General features: G+C 68.7%; 15 protein-coding genes and 1 pseudogene. 12 read left to right on the forward strand and 4 right to left on the reverse strand.

Annotated features, from left to right (window positions below; genetic code table 11):
• The first annotated feature begins 75 nt into the window (after positions 1 to 75).
• From A5697_RS24195 to A5697_RS24210, 4 genes are all read left to right on the forward strand, one after another.
• The gene (locus A5697_RS24195; protein WP_067949950.1) at positions 76 to 1,143 is read left to right on the forward strand and encodes an alpha/beta hydrolase; all 1,068 of its coding nucleotides are present in this window, start codon (positions 76 to 78) and stop codon (positions 1,141 to 1,143) included.
• 68 nt (positions 1,144 to 1,211) lie between these two features.
• A complete protein-coding gene (locus A5697_RS24200) occupies positions 1,212 to 2,618 on the forward strand; it encodes a cystathionine beta-synthase (protein ID WP_067949952.1) in 1,407 nt (468 codons plus the stop codon).
• A 102-nt stretch (positions 2,619 to 2,720) separates the two neighbouring features.
• Positions 2,721 to 3,425, forward strand: coding sequence for an RDD family protein (locus A5697_RS24205; protein WP_068012276.1), 705 nt, complete (start codon positions 2,721 to 2,723; stop codon positions 3,423 to 3,425).
• Positions 3,426 to 3,473: 48 nt separating this feature from the next.
• Complete coding sequence (locus A5697_RS24210; protein WP_068012277.1) at positions 3,474 to 4,634, forward strand: cystathionine gamma-synthase; 1,161 nt, start codon at positions 3,474 to 3,476, stop codon at positions 4,632 to 4,634.
• A 113-nt stretch (positions 4,635 to 4,747) separates the two neighbouring features.
• On the opposite strand, the gene greA is transcribed toward A5697_RS24210, so the two are convergent.
• Entirely contained in the window at positions 4,748 to 5,242 is a 495-nt protein-coding gene (gene greA, locus A5697_RS24215) for a transcription elongation factor GreA (RefSeq protein ID WP_007168983.1), read from the reverse strand.
• 213 nt (positions 5,243 to 5,455) lie between these two features.
• Positions 5,456 to 5,899 (reverse strand): DUF4307 domain-containing protein, encoded by a 444-nt coding sequence (locus tag A5697_RS24220; RefSeq protein WP_067949958.1) that lies wholly within the window; start codon positions 5,897 to 5,899, stop codon positions 5,456 to 5,458.
• A gap of 115 nt (positions 5,900 to 6,014) precedes the next feature.
• On the opposite strand from A5697_RS24220, the gene mca reads away from it, so the two are divergent.
• The 4 genes from mca to A5697_RS24240 are packed head-to-tail and all read left to right on the forward strand — an operon-like array spanning position 6,015 to position 9,574.
• Positions 6,015 to 6,887: a mycothiol conjugate amidase Mca gene (mca, locus tag A5697_RS24225; protein ID WP_067949961.1), complete on the forward strand. Its 873-nt coding sequence runs from the start codon at positions 6,015 to 6,017 to the stop codon at positions 6,885 to 6,887.
• Positions 6,884 to 7,192, forward strand: a complete 309-nt coding sequence (locus tag A5697_RS24230) for a hypothetical protein (protein WP_067949963.1) — start codon at positions 6,884 to 6,886, stop codon at positions 7,190 to 7,192. Before mca ends, A5697_RS24230 begins: the two co-directional genes overlap by 4 nt.
• Positions 7,179 to 9,191, forward strand: coding sequence for a thioredoxin domain-containing protein (locus tag A5697_RS24235; RefSeq protein WP_068012278.1), 2,013 nt, complete (start codon positions 7,179 to 7,181; stop codon positions 9,189 to 9,191). Before A5697_RS24230 ends, A5697_RS24235 begins: the two co-directional genes overlap by 14 nt.
• Before the next feature lie 11 nt (positions 9,192 to 9,202).
• Positions 9,203 to 9,574, forward strand: a complete 372-nt coding sequence (locus A5697_RS24240) for a nuclear transport factor 2 family protein (protein WP_067949966.1) — start codon at positions 9,203 to 9,205, stop codon at positions 9,572 to 9,574.
• A 4-nt stretch (positions 9,575 to 9,578) separates the two neighbouring features.
• Here A5697_RS24240 and A5697_RS24245 read toward each other — a convergent pair whose 3' ends face one another.
• Positions 9,579 to 10,358, reverse strand: coding sequence for a hemolysin III family protein (locus tag A5697_RS24245; protein ID WP_067949968.1), 780 nt, complete (start codon positions 10,356 to 10,358; stop codon positions 9,579 to 9,581).
• A 155-nt stretch (positions 10,359 to 10,513) separates the two neighbouring features.
• Between A5697_RS24245 and A5697_RS24250 the strand changes: the two genes are divergently transcribed.
• The 3 genes from A5697_RS24250 to A5697_RS24260 all read left to right on the forward strand — a co-directional run bounded on the left by A5697_RS24250 (position 10,514) and on the right by A5697_RS24260 (position 13,466).
• The gene (locus tag A5697_RS24250) at positions 10,514 to 11,302 is read left to right on the forward strand and encodes a (2Z,6E)-farnesyl diphosphate synthase (protein WP_067949970.1); all 789 of its coding nucleotides are present in this window, start codon (positions 10,514 to 10,516) and stop codon (positions 11,300 to 11,302) included.
• Between the two features lie 150 nt (positions 11,303 to 11,452).
• Positions 11,453 to 12,823, forward strand: coding sequence for a hypothetical protein (locus A5697_RS24255; RefSeq protein ID WP_067949972.1), 1,371 nt, complete (start codon positions 11,453 to 11,455; stop codon positions 12,821 to 12,823).
• 217 nt (positions 12,824 to 13,040) lie between these two features.
• Positions 13,041 to 13,466, forward strand: coding sequence for a hypothetical protein (locus A5697_RS24260; protein ID WP_067949975.1), 426 nt, complete (start codon positions 13,041 to 13,043; stop codon positions 13,464 to 13,466).
• A gap of 4 nt (positions 13,467 to 13,470) precedes the next feature.
• On the opposite strand, the gene coaA is transcribed toward A5697_RS24260, so the two are convergent.
• Positions 13,471 to 14,409, reverse strand: a complete 939-nt coding sequence (coaA, locus tag A5697_RS24265) for a type I pantothenate kinase (RefSeq protein WP_067949977.1) — start codon at positions 14,407 to 14,409, stop codon at positions 13,471 to 13,473.
• Positions 14,410 to 14,522: 113 nt separating this feature from the next.
• On the opposite strand from coaA, the pseudogene glyA reads away from it, so the two are divergent.
• A pseudogene (gene glyA / locus A5697_RS24270) lies at positions 14,523 to 15,653 on the forward strand (serine hydroxymethyltransferase); the annotation flags it as partial.
• Positions 15,654 to 15,746: the final 93 nt, after the last annotated feature.

Below are 15,746 nucleotides of genomic sequence, written 5' to 3' on the forward strand. Positions count from 1 at the left end.
CAAACCGCTGAACCAGACGCTTAGCTGCCTCGTCACATGCTGTATCGCACTACAAAGACGTAGGAAGTGTTGAGCATGAGCGCACCCGGTCAGGTATCCGGCTCCCCCCGGACTGCCCTTCGTCCTTATCAAGTTCTCAAGGCGCGTCGCGCCGAGGCGCGCCGATACGCGATGAGCGATGGCACCCCGGTCGAGGTCCTGGAGTCCGGGCCCAGCGTTGCTGCGCGGGTGGCCAACCTGGCGTCGCGGGTGACGGTCCGGCCGGTTCTGTCCGTCGGCAGCCACGTCCCCAACTTCCCCTGGCCCTGGGGCCTCATCGACCTGGCGGCCCGGGTGGTGCTCCCGGTGACGGCCACCGTCCGCGAGACGGTGAACTTGCCCAACGCGTCGGCGCAGCTGGTGCGCGCCCCCGGCGTGCTGCCCGCGGACGGCACCCGGCGGGTGGTCGTCTACTTTCACGGCGGCGCGTTCCTGACGTGCGGGGCGAACTCGCACGGTCGGCTGGTCGAGGCGCTGTCACAGTTTGCTGATGCGCCGATCCTGGTGGTCAACTACCGTCTGCTGCCCAAGCATTCGATCGGGATGGCGCTCGACGACTGCCACGACGGCTACCAGTGGCTGCGGCTGCGCGGATACGAGCCGGATCAGATCGTGCTGGCCGGCGACTCCGCGGGCGGCTACCTCGCGCTCGCGCTGGCGCAACGCCTGCAGGAGGAGTGCGAGGAGCCGGCCGCGCTGGTATTGATCTCGCCGCTGCTGCAGCTGGCGAAGGAATACAAGCAGGCCCATCCCAACATCAACACCGACGCGATGTTCTCCGCCCGGGCGTTCGACGCGCTGGCCGCGCTGGTTGCCAGCGCGGCCGAAAAGCACAAAGTCGGGGGGCGGCCCGAGGAGATCTACGAGCCGGTCGAGCACATCAAGCCGGGCCTGCCGCGGACGCTGATCCACGTGTCCGGATCCGAGGTGTTGCTGCACGACGCGCGGCTGGCGGCGAGCCGGCTGGCCGCGGTCGGTGTGCCGGCCGAGGTGCGGGTGTGGCCCGGCCAGATTCACGACTTCCAGCTGGCCGCTCCGATGGTCCCGGAGGCGGTTCGCTCGCTGCGCCAGATCGGCGACTATATCCGTGAGGCCACCGGCTAGCCCAACCCGTCGGGCGCGAACTCCGAAGCCGTCGTGCACCCCCGGAACCTGCCTGAGACGATGAACGCATGCGGATCGCCCAGCACATCAGTGAGCTCATCGGCGGCACGCCGCTAGTTCGCCTGAATTCCGTGGTTCCCGACGGCGCCGGCACTGTGGCGGCCAAGGTCGAGTACCTCAACCCCGGGGGTAGCTCGAAGGACCGGATCGCGGTGCGGATGATCGACGCCGCGGAAGCGAGCGGCCTGCTGAAGCCCGGCGGCACCATCGTCGAACCCACCTCGGGCAACACCGGCGTCGGCCTGGCGCTGGTGGCACAGCAGCGCGGGTACAAGTGCGTGTTCGTCTGCCCCGACAAGGTCGGCGAGGACAAGCGCAACGTGCTGCTCGCCTACGGCGCAGAGGTGGTCGTCTGCCCGACGGCCGTGCCGCCCGACCACCCGGACAGCTACTACAGCGTCTCCGACAGGCTGACCCGGGAGATCGAGGGCGCCTGGAAGCCTGACCAGTACGCGAACCCGGAGGGTCCGGCCAGCCACTACGCCACCACCGGCCCCGAGGTCTGGGCCGACACCGACGGCAAAGTCACCCACTTCGTCGCCGGCATCGGCACCGGCGGCACGATCACCGGTGCGGGCCGCTACCTAAAAGAGGTGTCGGGCGGGAAGGTTCGCATCATCGGCGCCGACCCCGAGGGCTCGGTGTACTCCGGCGGGACCGGCCGGCCCTACCTGGTCGAGGGCGTCGGTGAGGACTTCTGGCCGGCCGCATACGACCGCACGGTGCCCGACGAGATCATCGCGGTGTCCGACTCCGACTCGTTCAACATGACCAGGCGGCTGGCCCGCGAGGAGGCGATGCTCGTCGGGGGGTCGTGCGGGATGGCGGTGGTGGCCGCGCTGAAGGTCGCCGAGGAGGCCGGACCCGACGCGCTCGTCGTGGTGTTGCTGCCCGACGGCGGGCGCGGCTACATGGCGAAGATCTTCAACGACGCCTGGATGTCTTCGTACGGATTCCTGCGCAGCCGTCTCGACGGCTCGACCGAGCAGGCCTCGGTGGGCGACGTGCTGCGCCGCAAGTCCGGCGAGTTGCCCGACCTGGTGCACACGCACCCGTCCGAAACCGTCCGCGACGCCATCGGCATCCTGCGCGAGTACGGCGTGTCCCAGATGCCCGTGGTAGGCGCGGAGCCGCCGGTGATGGCCGGCGAGGTGGCCGGCAGCGTCTCCGAGCGCGAACTGCTCTCGGCCGTCTTCGAGGGCCGGGCCAAATTGGCCGACGCCGTCTCGCTGCACATGAGCCCGCCGCTGCCGATGATCGGCGCGGGGGAGTTGGTCAGCGCGGCCGGCAAGGCGCTGCGCGACTGGGATGCGTTGATGGTGGTCGAGGAGGGCAAACCGGTCGGGGTGATCACCCGCTACGACCTGCTCGGTTTCCTCTCGGACGGCCCCCGCGCACCAAGTGCGCGGCGCTAGCGGCGACCCCTTCAAGCCGCGACGCGCGTCTCGCCCGGCCGCTGCGCGCTCAGGTACTGTAATGCGGCCTGGTTCAGCTGGTTCGCAGTGGAAGGGGTGCCCATGACCGATCAACCGCCGCCCGGCGACGCTTATCCACCACCTCCGCCGCCGCCCGGGTCGTCCGGTGGGCAGGCTGTTCCGCCCCCTCCATCGACTCCCGCAGGCGGCTCCTATCCGCCGCCGCCGCCCGGCGGCTCCTACCCGCCGCCCCCGCCGTCCGCCGGTGGGTACGCGCCACCGCCTCCTGGACCGGCGATCCGCACGTTGCCGACGGAGTCCTACACGCCGTGGCTGACACGCCTGGTGGCGTTCATCATCGACATCCTCCCGTACGCCGTCGTGCACGGTATCGGGACCGGGATCCTGGTCGCCACCCAGCAGACGTCGTGCATCACCGATGTCACGCAGTACGCCGTCAACCAGTACTGCGTGACGCAGAACTCGACCATCGGCCTGGCCGCGCAGTGGTTGGCGTCGCTGGTCGGACTGATCTATCTGATTTGGAACTACGGCTACCGCCAGGGCACCACCGGGTCGAGCGTCGGCAAATCGGTGATGAAGTTCAAGGTGGTCAGCGAGGTCACCGGCCAGCCCCTCGGTTTCGGAATGTCCATCGTGCGTTCCCTCGCGCACTTCGTCGACGCCATCATCTGCTTCATCGGTTTCCTTTTCCCGCTGTGGGATTCGAAGCGGCAGACGTTGGCGGACAAGATCATGACGACGGTTTGTCTGCCGCTCGACGGGACCGAGCAACAGCCGAGCTAGCCGTGCGGGCGCGGTAGCCGACTCGGTCGTCACCTAGGCTGGTCGTCGATGAGCGACGACCACACCGGACACTTCACCGGACTCGCCACCAAAGCGATTCACGCCGGCTACCGGCCGGACCCGGCGACGGGCGCGGTCAACGCCCCGATCTATGCCAGCAGCACGTTCGCCCAAGACGGAGTCGGCGTGCTGCGCGGCGGGTTCGAATACGCGCGCACCGGCAACCCGACGCGCAGCGCGCTGGAGGCCTCGCTCGCCGCCGTCGAAGAGGGCAGCTACGGGCGCGCGTTCGCCTCGGGTATGGCCGCCACCGACTGCGCGCTGCGGGCGATGCTGCGGCCCGGCGATCACGTGATCATCCCCAACGACGCCTACGGCGGCACCTTCCGGCTGATCGACAAGGTGTTCACGCAGTGGAACGTCAGCTACACGCCGGTGGCGCTGTCCGACGTGGACGCCGTCCGCGCCGCGGTCACGCCCCAAACCCGGCTGATCTGGGTGGAGACACCGACCAACCCGCTGCTGTCCATCGCCGACATCGCGGCCCTCGCCGAACTGGGCGCACGGTCCTCGCTAAAGGTCTTGGTGGACAACACATTTGCCTCACCCGCATTGCAGCAGCCGCTGAAGCTGGGCGCCGACGTGGTGCTGCATTCGACCACGAAGTACATCGGTGGGCACTCCGACGTGGTGGGCGGGGCGTTGATCACCAACGACGCGGAGCTGGACGCCGCATTCGCCTTCCTGCAGAACGGCGCGGGCGCGGTGCCCAGCCCGTTCGACGCCTACCTGGCCATGCGCGGCCTGAAGACCCTGGTGCTGCGGATGCAGCGACACAGCGAAAACGCTTCGGCCGTCGCCGAATTCCTCTCCGGCCATCCGGCGGTGAGCACCGTGTTCTACCCCGGTCTGCCCGGCCACCCCGGGCATGAGATCGCCGCTCGGCAGATGCACGGCTTCGGCGGCATGGTGTCGGTCCGCATGCGAGGCGGCCGGCAGGCCGCACAGGATCTGTGCGCCCGCACCGAAGTGTTCATCCTGGCCGAGTCGCTCGGCGGCGTCGAGTCATTGATCGAGCACCCGAGCGCCATGACGCACGCCTCGACGGCCGGTTCGCAATTGGAAGTGCCCGACGACCTGGTGCGGTTGTCGGTCGGCATCGAAGACATCGCCGACTTGCTGGCCGACCTCGACCAGGCGCTGGACTAGTGGCGATCGCGAGCGCGGCGTAGCCGGGCGATGCGGGTCGCCACCATTGGGCTAGTGGCGATCGCGAGCGCGGCGTAGCCGGGCGATGCGGGTCGCCACCACAGGGCTAGTCGCTAGGAGTGGTAGGGCTCCGCGCTGACCAGCGTGACCTCTACGGTGTTGCCGTTGGGCACCACGTAGCTGCGGGTCTCGCCCACCTTCGCGTCGATGAGGGCGCCGCCCAGCGGTGAGTTGGGCGAATACACCTCGAGCTTGCCGTCGTTGACGCCCTCCTGGCGGGTGGCGATCAGGAACGTCTCGGTGTCCGACTTGTCGCCGTTGTAGTAGACCTTCACCACCGAACCAGGCAGTGCGACGCCGGACTGCTTGGGCGCCTCGCCGACCTTGGCGTTGTTGAGCAGGTCCTGCAGCTGGCGGATGCGGGCCTCTTGCTGGCCCTGCTCTTCGCGGGCGGCGTGGTATCCGCCGTTCTCGCGCAGATCCCCTTCTTCACGGCGATCGTTGATTTCCGCGGCGATCACCGGACGATTGGCGATCAACTGATCGAGCTCCGCCTTCAGCCGGTCATGTGACTCCTGGGTCAGCCAGGTCACCGAAGTGTCGGTCATCTCGTCGTGCTCCTCATGTTGTCGTTCCGCGTACCCGCGTAAGCCTGTTTAACCCCGCCGCCGGGAGTATCCGGGTCTGCTCCCCGTGTGCTGCCGATCCGTTCTGCTCACGGCCTTAATGCAGCAATACACGGTCCCATCAGGAACCGTGCATTCACCCATGTTACCACCGCGCAAACAATTGATGACCCCAAATTCGCAGTTCGGCTGTTGTTACGGGGTCCCGCCGGGCCGCAAATAGGCGGGCACGTCGGTGCCGCAGCCGTAGATGTCGGCCATCACCGGGGGTTTGCTGGACTTCACCGTGGTGGTCAGTTGCACCGTGGCCGCATCGGACGGGGGGACCAGCACCTCCCGCCTGCCCGTCTCGCTGCCGTCCTTGGCCCGGACCCGCACGATGCAGTCCACCGGCCGCGACGGATCCGATCGCGTCACGCTGATCGTTACCGATGCCGTCTCGTCGTCGATGACCCGATAGCTGCCCAGCGTGCCCGTCACGGGACTGCTGCCCAACCGGTGGTAGCCGACGACGGCGATCAGCAGGCCGGCCGCGACCACCAGCGCGCCCAGCGCGATGACCACCCAACGCCGGGGTACGCGCGGGCGCCCGGCGCGCCCATAGCGGGCCTCCGGAAGCGAAGGGGAAGTTTCCGTCATGCCTGGGTATGCCTGGAGTGGTCGGCTGCCGGACAGCGGCCTGCAGCATGCAACGATCTGAAGAACTGGAATTATAGGTTCGCATCCAGCGACCAGCAGACCGACAAGGGGGCACGTGAGCGAACTGCGGTTGATGGCGGTGCACGCCCATCCCGACGACGAGTCCAGCAAGGGCGCTGCCACCCTCGCCCGTTACGCCGACGAGGGCCACCGGGTGCTGGTGGTGACGCTGACAGGCGGCGAGCGCGGCGACATCCTCAACCCGGCGATGGACCTGCCGGAGGTGCACGGCCACATTGCCGAGATCCGGCGCGACGAGATGGCGAAGGCCGCCGAGATCCTCGGTGTCGAACACACCTGGCTGGGCTTCGTCGACTCCGGCTTGCCCAAGGGCGACCCACCGCCCCCGCTCCCCGAAGGATGCTTCGCGCTGGTGCCGCTGGACGAGTCGGTCGAGTCGCTGGTGCGCGTCGTCCGCGAGTTCCGGCCGCACGTGATCACCACCTACGACGAGAACGGTGGCTACCCGCATCCGGATCACATTCGCTGCCACCAGGTTTCGGTCGGCGCCTTCGAGGCGGCCGGAGACTACCGGCGGTTTCCGGACGCGGGCGAGCCATGGGTCGTATCGAAGCTCTACTACATCCACGGATTCTTGCGGGCCCGGATGCAGCTGCTGCACGACGAGGCCATCAAACACGGGCATGAACCCCCGTTCGCGAAGTGGCTCGAGCACTGGGACGCCTCGCACGACCCGTTCGAGTCCCGAGTCACGACGCGCGTCGAGTGCTCGGCGTATTTCAGCCAACGCGACGACGCACTGCGGGCGCACACCACCCAAATCGACCCGGACCACGACTTCTTCGCCGCGCCCATCGAATGGCAACAGCGGCTCTGGCCGACGGAGGAGTTCGAGCTCGCGCGTTCGCGGGTGCCCGTCCGACTGCCCGAGGACGATTTGTTCGCCGGAATCGAGAGTGACGGGTGAACCACTTCTATTGGGCGGCGAGTGCGTTGGCCGACGGCGCGCCAAAGCACACCGGGCCGGACTTCGGAAAGGCCAGCCCGATCGGGCTGCTGATCGTCGTGGTGCTGCTGATCGCCACGCTGTTCCTGCTGCGCTCGATGAATAAGCAACTCAAGAAGGTGCCCGACTCGTTCGACCCCAAGGACCCCGAGCCCGACCAGGCCGCCGACGAAGGCACCGACGGGGTCGACAAGGCAGACAACCGTCCCCCGGGCCAGGCGAACGGATCGGAGCGGGCCCCGGGACCCGGCGATGAGCCCGGCTGACGCCGCCGTGACGAACACCCTTGGGCTGGCCACCAGCCCTTATCTGCGGCAGCACGCCGACAACCCAGTGCACTGGCAGCAGTGGACCCCGCAGGCGCTCGCGGCCGCGGCCGAGCGCGACGTGCCCATCCTGCTTTCCATCGGCTATGCCGCGTGCCACTGGTGTCACGTCATGGCTCACGAATCGTTCGAGGACGACGAGGTGGCCGCCGCGATGAACTCCGGATTCGTCTGCATCAAGGTCGACCGGGAGGAGCGCCCGGACCTCGACGCCGTCTACATGAACGCCACCGTGGCGCTGACCGGACACGGCGGCTGGCCCATGACGTGTTTCCTGACGCCCGACGGCCGGCCCTTCTTCTGCGGCACGTACTACCCGAAAAATAGCTTCCTGCAACTGCTTTCGGCGGTGTCGGCCACCTGGCACCAGCGCCGCGGCGAGGTCGAGGAGGCGTCGGACCAGATCGCCGGCGAGCTGCGCGCGATGGCGAGCGGGCTGCCGGGCGGGGGACCGGACGTCGCGCCGGCGCTGTGTGACCTCGCGGTCGCCGCCGTGCTCGGCGACCGGGACGCGGTGCATGGCGGCTTCGGCGGCGCTCCGAAATTCCCGCCGTCGGCACTCCTCGAGGCCTTACTGCGCAACCACGAGCGCACCGGTTCGGCGGCGGCGCTGGAGGCGGTCGCGCACACCGGCAACGCGATGGCCCGCGGCGGCATCTACGACCAGCTCGCCGGCGGGTTCGCCCGGTATAGCGTCGACAATGCGTGGGTGATACCGCATTTCGAGAAGATGCTGTACGACAACGCGTTGCTGCTGCGCGCCTACGCGCACTGGGCCAGGCGGACCGGGGATCCGTTGGCGCGCCGGGTCACCGCCCAGACCGCGCGCTTCCTGCTCGACGACCTGGCCGACGGCGTCGTGTTCACGTCGTCGCTGGACGCCGACGCCGACGGCCGGGAGGGCTCGACCTATGTCTGGACACCCGGGCAGCTCATCGAGGTGCTCGGCCCCGACGACGGACTTTGGGCCGCAACCGTTTTCGCGGTCACCGCGGCCGGCACCTTCGAACACGGGACCTCGGTGCTGCAATTGCCCGCCGATCCCGACGACCCGCAACGGCTCGAACGGGTCCGGGCCGCGCTGCTGGCCGCCCGGCTCACCCGCGCCCAACCCGGGCGCGACGACAAGGTCGTCACGTCCTGGAACGGTCTGGCGATCACCGCGCTGGCCGAGGCCAGTGTGGCCCTGGACGCGCCCGAATTGGCCGGCGCCGCACGCGATTGCGCGCGTGCACTGCTGGACTCGCACCTCGTCGACGGGCGGCTGCGGCGCGCCAGCCTGGGCGGGGTGGTCGGCGGCAGCGCCGCCATCCTCGAGGACCACGCGATGCTGGCCACCGGCCTGCTCACTCTTTACCAGCTGGACGCCGACGCCGACTGGCTGACGGCGGCAACGGATCTGCTCGACACCGCGCTGCGGCACTTCGCCGACCCGCAGCGGCCCGGCCGTTGGTTCGACACCGCCGACGACGCCGAGCGGTTGATGCTTCGGCCCGCCGATCCGCTCGACGGGGCGACTCCGTCGGGCGCGTCGTCGATCACCGAGGCGCTGCTCACCGCCGCGCACCTGGTCGACGGCGACCGCGCGGAGCGGTACCTGCGGGCGGCGGCCGACTCGCTCAACACCCAGTCGGTGCTGCTGGAGCGCGCGCCACGCTCGGCGGGCCACTGGCTGGCCGTGGCGGAAGCCGCGGTGCGCGGACCGCTGCAGATCGCGGTCGCCTGCGAACCTTCGCGGTCGGCGCTACTGGCCGATGCGCGCCGGCTGGCACCGGGCGGGGCCATCGTCGTGGGCGGCGAAAAGGACTCGTCGGCGCTGCTGGCCGGCCGCGACCGGGTGGCCGGTGCCGACGCCGCGTACGTGTGCCGCGGCCGGGTGTGCGACTTGCCGGTGACCACCGCCGAAGACCTCGCGCGGGCGCTCGGCGCGCCACGGTAGCGTGACGTTTCATGCCGAGCGCCCAACACATCACCGACACGGTCAACCGCTACATCGAGCTGGTCGCCAAGGGCAGCGCCGACGAGCTGGTCGAGCTCTACGCCGATGACGCCACCGTCGAGGATCCCGTCGGCGGCGAGGTGCACATCGGCCGCCAGGCGATCCACGGCTTCTATTCGGCGGTCAACGATGTGCAGCGCGAATGTGAGCTGGTGACGCTGCGGGTCGCGGGCAACGAGGCCGCCTTCCATTTCCGGCTCACGATCACCGCCGGGGAGCACCGGATGGTCATCGAGCCGATCGACGTGATGGCGTTCGGCGAGGACGGCAAGGTCGCTCACATGAAGGCGTACTGGTCGCCCGCCGACGTCACGCAGCTGTAGTCGCTCAGTGCATCAGCCACGCGTGGTCGCCGACATAGAACACCGCGAACCACATGGCGATGTAGTGCAGGATGGCCGCGATCGCGGTGAAGGCGTGGAAGAACTCGTGATACCCGAATGTTCTGGGCCACGGGTCGGGCCACCGTAGCCCGTAGAAGATGCCGCCGACGCTGTAGAACACCCCGCCGACGGCCAACAGCACCATCGCCGCCACGCCGGCCTTATGCAGAATCGTCGGGCAGTACCACACGGCAACCCAGCCCAGCAGTAGGTACAGCGGCACACCCAGCCACCGCGGTGCCGTCGGCCAAAACACCTTCAGCAGGATGCCCGCCGCCGCGCCGCCCCACACGATCCACAGCACCTCCACGCCGGTCTGTTGCGGCATGGCCAGGCGCGCGAAGGGCGTGTAGCTGCCGGCGATGAACACGAAGATCATCGAATGGTCCAGCCGCTTCATCAGGTTCCGGGCGGCATCGGACGTCCACTGCACCCGGTGATAGGTGGCGCTGACGGCGAACATCGCCACCGTGGCCGCCGCGTAAATCAGCGTCGAATGACCGGCGCGCGGCGACGAGGCGGCCCACGACACCGACACCAGCGTGGCGCCGGTAATGATCGCCAGCCACGCGGAGAAGAAGTGGATCCAGCCGCGCATGCGGGGCTTGCTCAGCGCCTGGGCCGCACCTTCGACAAGCTGTTCGACGGTGTTGCCGGGGGCGACGGCCTCGGATTCGCGATCCGAACGCTCCGGATTGGCAGACGTGCTCGTCTGGCTGCTCATGTCTCCTGTGCCCTCGTCTTAAAGGTCGGGGATTGCCAGTGGCTGCTCTCCATCAACAGTAGTCGGCATCGGTCACGGCATGGTCTCCGCGCGCGGGTGACATCGCCGGAATAGCAGGGGGGAATTTGGCGCAGCTCACAGTAGGCTGAATCTCCGTGGAAATTATCCCGCCGCGTCTCAAAGAGCCGCTGTATCGCGTCTATGAGTTGCGGCTGCGGCAGGGTCTGGCCTCCTCCAAATCACACCTGCCGCGTCACATCGCGGTCCTGTGCGACGGCAACCGGCGATGGGCCCGCGACGCGGGCTATGCCGACGTCAGCTACGGCTACCGCATGGGCGCGGCGAAGATCGCCGAGATGCTGCGCTGGTGCCAGGAAGCCGGCATCGAGATGACGACGGTCTACCTGCTGTCCACGGAAAACCTTCAACGCGACCCCGACGAGCTGGCGGGGCTCATCGAAATCATCACCGACGTCGTCGAGGAGATCTGCGCACCCGCCAACCGCTGGAGCGTGCGCACCGTCGGCGATCTGGAGTTGCTCGGCGAGGAACCGGCCCGGCGGCTGCGCGACGCGGTGGAATCCACACCCGTCGTGGCGACGTTCCACGTCAATGTCGCGGTCGGTTACGGTGGCCGCCGCGAGATCGTCGACGCGGTGCGGGCATTGCTGAGCAAGGAACTCGCCAACGGTGCCTCCGCCGAGGAGCTCATCGATGCTGTCACCGTCGACGGCATCTCCGAAAACCTTTACACCTCTGGGCAACCCGATCCCGACCTGGTGATCCGCACGTCGGGGGAGCAACGCCTGTCCGGGTTCCTGCTGTGGCAGAGCGCGTATTCGGAGATGTGGTTCACGGAGGCGCACTGGCCCGCGTTCCGCCGGGTGGATTTTCTGCGCGCGCTGCGTGACTACAGTCAGCGGCACCGCAGGTACGGCAAGTAGCGGGTCGGCACGCATCAGGCCGTGCCGATCGCAAGCGCGGCGCGAGCCGGGCGCAGCGGGTCGGCACGCATCAGGCCGTGCCGATCGCAAGCGCGGCGCGAGCCGGGCGCAGCGGGTCGGCACGCATCAGACCGTGCCAAACTGGGTTGCATGGCTGCGCTGTCGGCGGTGGTTTTCACGCTGAGCGGGTGGCTCGGGCTGTACCTGCTCGCTCGCGATCCGCGGAAACCGGTGCTCGTGTTGGCGGCGATCGGCCTGTGCGGTTTCGCGCTGGTGGTCGCGCTCGACGCGGTGCGGACCGCCAGCCCCGCGTACGCGCACGTGCTCAGCCGCGTTGAGATCTACCTGGTGACCATCCCTGGCGTGGCCTGGTTCGCGGTGCTCGTAGAGCTGTCCCGGCCCAGCGACGGCTCGAGGCCGCGCACGCGCGAGTTGTTGCTGGTTGCCGGCGTCGCCGCGCTGACCCTGTTCGGGGCGATGCTCGCCGGCAGCGTCGAGGGGCCACTCCGGACGGGGCACTGGGTGATGTTCGCGGTGATCTCGGTATCCACCTTCGCGGCGATGGCCGTCGCGTTGCGGCAGCCGCGTCGGCCGCGGTCGGCGATCGGGCTCGCCGTCGTCGCGACGCTGTTCTTCGCGCTGGGCAATGCCATCCTGATCATTCCGCTGGGCCTGGTGCCCAGCTGGGTTGCGCTGGCGTCGACGAGTTTGGACGTCCTCTCGCTCGGGTTCGCCGTGGCGCTCTGGGACGCGTTCGACGAGGGTCAGGCGTTGCGCGCCGACATGCTCCGCTCGTTTGCCGGCTCGGTGGCGGTGGCGGTGTTGTTCGGCGGCCAGGCGCTGATCGGCCTGGCGCTGACTCGCGACGACCGCGCCGCGCAGACCGCGCTCACCGTGCTGCTGTTCACCAGCCTGGCGGTCGCGGTCGCCGTGCAGGTGCTGGCGGATCCGCTGGCCGGGGTTCTCGATCGCCTGGCATTCTCGAAATCCCCCGCGCTGCGGGAAGATCGGGCGGCGCTGCGGAACACCGGCGCGGCGCTGCCGTTGCGGTCGGTGGATCCGCTCGACCACGTCGACGACATCACGTTCGCCAGGCTCACCCGCCGTGCCCTGGGCCATTACGGCGACCTGAGCAAGCTGGTCGCCAGCCCGCTGACCGCGCTGCCCGTCATCGACGAGCGACTCGCCGCCAGGGGGGCGCCCGACCATCCGCTGGAGCGGGCCAACGAACTCAAGGCGGTTCTCGCGGACGCGATCGGGCGGCTCAAGCCGCGCGACGCCGGCGATTTCGGGACCACCGAGCAATGGCGCCACTACAACTCGCTGTATTTCCCCTACGTCGTCGGCGTGCGCGCGTACGCGCAGAACGCCACCGCCGCGGGACTCGATCCCACCGCTCGCCAGGCCTGGCATTGGTTGGTCACCGAGGTCCCGCAGCGCTCGCTGCACAACTGGCAGAACGCCGCCGCCCGGCTGATCGCCGCCGACCTGCGCGGGCGGGTGTCGGTGGCCAGCGAGTAATCCGGGACGGTTCCCGTTGTGACTGCTGGGGCTGTTGAATGCCAGACTGGCGGTTGTCGAATAACAATTCTGATTCTTGCCCGCAAATGGGAATAGCCCGGCGAACCCGCTGGTCTTTGTTTCCGTGGCAGTAGTTGGCAGTGCCACGAGTCGATATGGCAGTGCGCCGGCGGCACGCTGAAGTTCGACCCAATCCGCCATCGCGAGGAGTAATCACATGATGTATGCATCTGGCGCGCCCGGTCTGGCAACCCGCCCCCTCTACGACTCGACCGACTCGCTCTTGCGTTTCGCCATGCGCGCCGACGCCACACTGACGGGCCTGTGCGGTTTGGTGATCGCTTTTCTGGCCGACCCGCTTTCGTCGCTGACCGGCCTGACCTCGCTGCAGGAGTACAGCCTCGGCGCCTTCTTCGTGCTCGGCGGCCTGGCGGTGTTCCTCCTCGCGGCGGCCCCGAACCTGCGCCGCGTCGGAATCGGCGTCGTCGCGGCCAACGTCGTGTTCACTCTGGGCGCGATCGTGGCCGCCGAAGCGCTGCCGTTGCCCGCGACGGGCATTGCCGCAACGCTGGCCGGTGGCGTGTACACGGCGGCGTTCGCCGGACTGCAGTACTGGGGCGTGCGTCGTCTCGCGACGGCGTAGTCGCTTAGAGCTTGCGCAACCGGAGCCGGTTGATCGAGTGGTCGGCGTCCTTGCGCAGCACCAGGGTGGCCCGGGGCCGGGTCGGCAGGATGTTCTCGACCAGGTTGGGCCGGTTGATGGACCGCCAGATCTCGCGCGCCGCGGCGACGGCCTTGGTGTCGCCCAGGGCCGAGTAGTGGTGGAAGTGTGACTCCGGGTCGGCGAATGCCGTGCCGCGCAGCGACAGGAACCGCGACACGTACCACTGCTCGATGTCTTCGATGCGGGCGTCCACATACAGCGAGAAGTCGAACAGGTCCGACACCATCAGGGTCGGACCGGTCTGCAGGACGTTGAGGCCCTCCAGGATCAAGATGTCGGGATGGCGCACGACGTGCTTGGCGCCGGGGATGATGTCGTACTTCAGGTGCGAGTAAACCGGCGCGCACGCGTAGTCGCTGCCGGATTTGACCGACGTCACGAACCGCATCAGCGCCCGGCGGTTGTAGCTTTCTGGGAAACCCTTGCGGTGCATCAGGTTTCGCCGATCGAGTTCGGCGTTCGGGTACAAGAAGCCGTCGGTGGTCACCAGGTCCACCCTCGGGTGGTGATCCCAGCGGGCCAGCAGGGCCTGCAGCACGCGCGCGGTGGTCGATTTGCCGACCGCGACGCTGCCGGCCACGCCGATCACGAACGGCACCGGCCGGTCCGGGTTCTGTTGCGGCTCGCCGAGGAACTCGGCCGTGGCGGCAAACAACCGCTGGCGCGCGGCGACCTGAAGGTGGATCAGCCGGGCCAGCGGCAGGTAGACCTCTTCCACTTCGAGCAGGTCCAGCTGCTCACCCATACCGCGCAGGCCGACCAATTCCTCTTCGGTGAGGGCCAGCGGCGTCGACATGCGAAGCGCGCGCCATTGCTTTCGGTCGAACTCCACATAGGGGCTCGGCTCGCTAAGCCGCGGCATAGTGCAAGTGTTGCAGGGGCGGACGCGCCCCCGACGGCTGGGCTGGCTAAACCCTCGCTGGATAGACTGGCCCCGTGACTGCTGCACCTGACGCCCGCCCCTCCACGTCTGTCATGTCCGCTGGGCTCGCCGAGGTCGACCCCGACATCGCCGAGCTGCTCGGCAAGGAGCTGGGCCGGCAGCGCGACACCCTGGAGATGATCGCCTCGGAGAACTTCGTGCCGCGCTCGGTGCTGCAGGCCCAGGGCAGCGTGCTGACGAACAAGTACGCCGAGGGTTTGCCCGGCCGGCGCTACTACGGCGGCTGCGAGTACGTCGACGTCGTGGAGAACATCGCCCGCGACCGGGCGAAGGCGCTCTTCGGCGCCGATTTCGCCAATGTGCAGCCGCATTCGGGTGCGCAGGCCAACGCCGCCGTGCTGCAGGCGCTCATGACGCCGGGCGAGCGGCTGCTTGGCCTCGACCTCGCCAACGGCGGGCACCTGACGCACGGGATGAAGCTCAACTTCTCCGGCAGGCTCTACGAAACCGGCTTCTACGGCGTGGATCCCACGACGCACCTGGTGGACATGGACGCGGTGCGGGCCAAGGCCCTCGAGTTCCGTCCCAAGGTCATCATCGCCGGCTGGTCGGCCTACCCGCGGATTCTGGACTTCGCGGCGTTCCGCTCGATCGCCGACGAGGTCGACGCCAAGCTGTGGGTGGACATGGCGCACTTCGCGGGCCTGGTCGCCGTGGGACTGCACCCGTCGCCGGTGCCGCACGCGGACGTGGTGTCCACCACCGTGCACAAGACGCTCGGCGGCCCGCGTTCCGGCCTGATTCTGGGCAAGCAGGAGTACGCCAAGTCCGTCAACTCCGCGGTGTTCCCCGGCCAGCAGGGCGGGCCGCTGATGCACGTCATCGCGGGCAAGGCCGTCGCCCTCAAGATCGCCGGCACCCCCGAGTTCGCCGACCGGCAGCAGCGCACCCTGTCCGGCGCCCGCATCCTCGCCGACCGGCTGACGGCTCCCGACGTCGCCAAAGCCGGCGTGTCGGTGGTGAGCGGTGGCACCGACGTCCACCTGGTGCTGGTGGACCTGCGCAACTCACCGCTGGACGGCCAGGGCGCCGAGGACCTGCTCCACGAGATCGGCATCACGGTCAACCGCAACGCGGTCCCCAACGACCCGCGGCCGCCGATGGTGACGTCGGCAACCTCGGTGAACTCCGCATCCCCGAAGCCGCGGGTCGCCAACGCCGGCGTGCCCACCCGAAGGCCCGACGTCACCATCGGCGGCCGCGGGTCGTTGGGGACCGCGTTGCGGTTGACCGTGATGCCGATCTCGTGGAGCAGG

It is taken from the genome of Mycobacterium sp. E3251, assembly GCF_001666835.1.
GTDB lineage: Bacteria > Actinomycetota > Actinomycetes > Mycobacteriales > Mycobacteriaceae > Mycobacterium.

What these genes read in the sequence shown, in the direction of transcription:
- A5697_RS24260 (WP_067949975.1), top strand. Translation starts at nt 13,041, where the DNA reads ATGATGTATGCATCTGGCGCGCCCGGTCTGGCAACCCGCCCCCTCTAC.
- A5697_RS24200 (WP_067949952.1), top strand. Translation starts at nt 1,212, where the DNA reads ATGCGGATCGCCCAGCACATCAGTGAGCTCATCGGCGGCACGCCGCTA.
- A5697_RS24235 (WP_068012278.1), top strand. Translation starts at nt 7,179, where the DNA reads ATGAGCCCGGCTGACGCCGCCGTGACGAACACCCTTGGGCTGGCCACC.
- A5697_RS24240 (WP_067949966.1), top strand. Translation starts at nt 9,203, where the DNA reads ATGCCGAGCGCCCAACACATCACCGACACGGTCAACCGCTACATCGAG.
- A5697_RS24205 (WP_068012276.1), top strand. Translation starts at nt 2,721, where the DNA reads ATGACCGATCAACCGCCGCCCGGCGACGCTTATCCACCACCTCCGCCG.
- coaA (WP_067949977.1), bottom strand. Translation starts at nt 14,409, where the DNA reads ATGCCGCGGCTTAGCGAGCCGAGCCCCTATGTGGAGTTCGACCGAAAG.
- A5697_RS24220 (WP_067949958.1), bottom strand. Translation starts at nt 5,899, where the DNA reads ATGACGGAAACTTCCCCTTCGCTTCCGGAGGCCCGCTATGGGCGCGCC.
- A5697_RS24245 (WP_067949968.1), bottom strand. Translation starts at nt 10,358, where the DNA reads ATGAGCAGCCAGACGAGCACGTCTGCCAATCCGGAGCGTTCGGATCGC.
- A5697_RS24210 (WP_068012277.1), top strand. Translation starts at nt 3,474, where the DNA reads ATGAGCGACGACCACACCGGACACTTCACCGGACTCGCCACCAAAGCG.
- A5697_RS24195 (WP_067949950.1), top strand. Translation starts at nt 76, where the DNA reads ATGAGCGCACCCGGTCAGGTATCCGGCTCCCCCCGGACTGCCCTTCGT.
- A5697_RS24255 (WP_067949972.1), top strand. Translation starts at nt 11,453, where the DNA reads ATGGCTGCGCTGTCGGCGGTGGTTTTCACGCTGAGCGGGTGGCTCGGG.
- greA (WP_007168983.1), bottom strand. Translation starts at nt 5,242, where the DNA reads ATGACCGACACTTCGGTGACCTGGCTGACCCAGGAGTCACATGACCGG.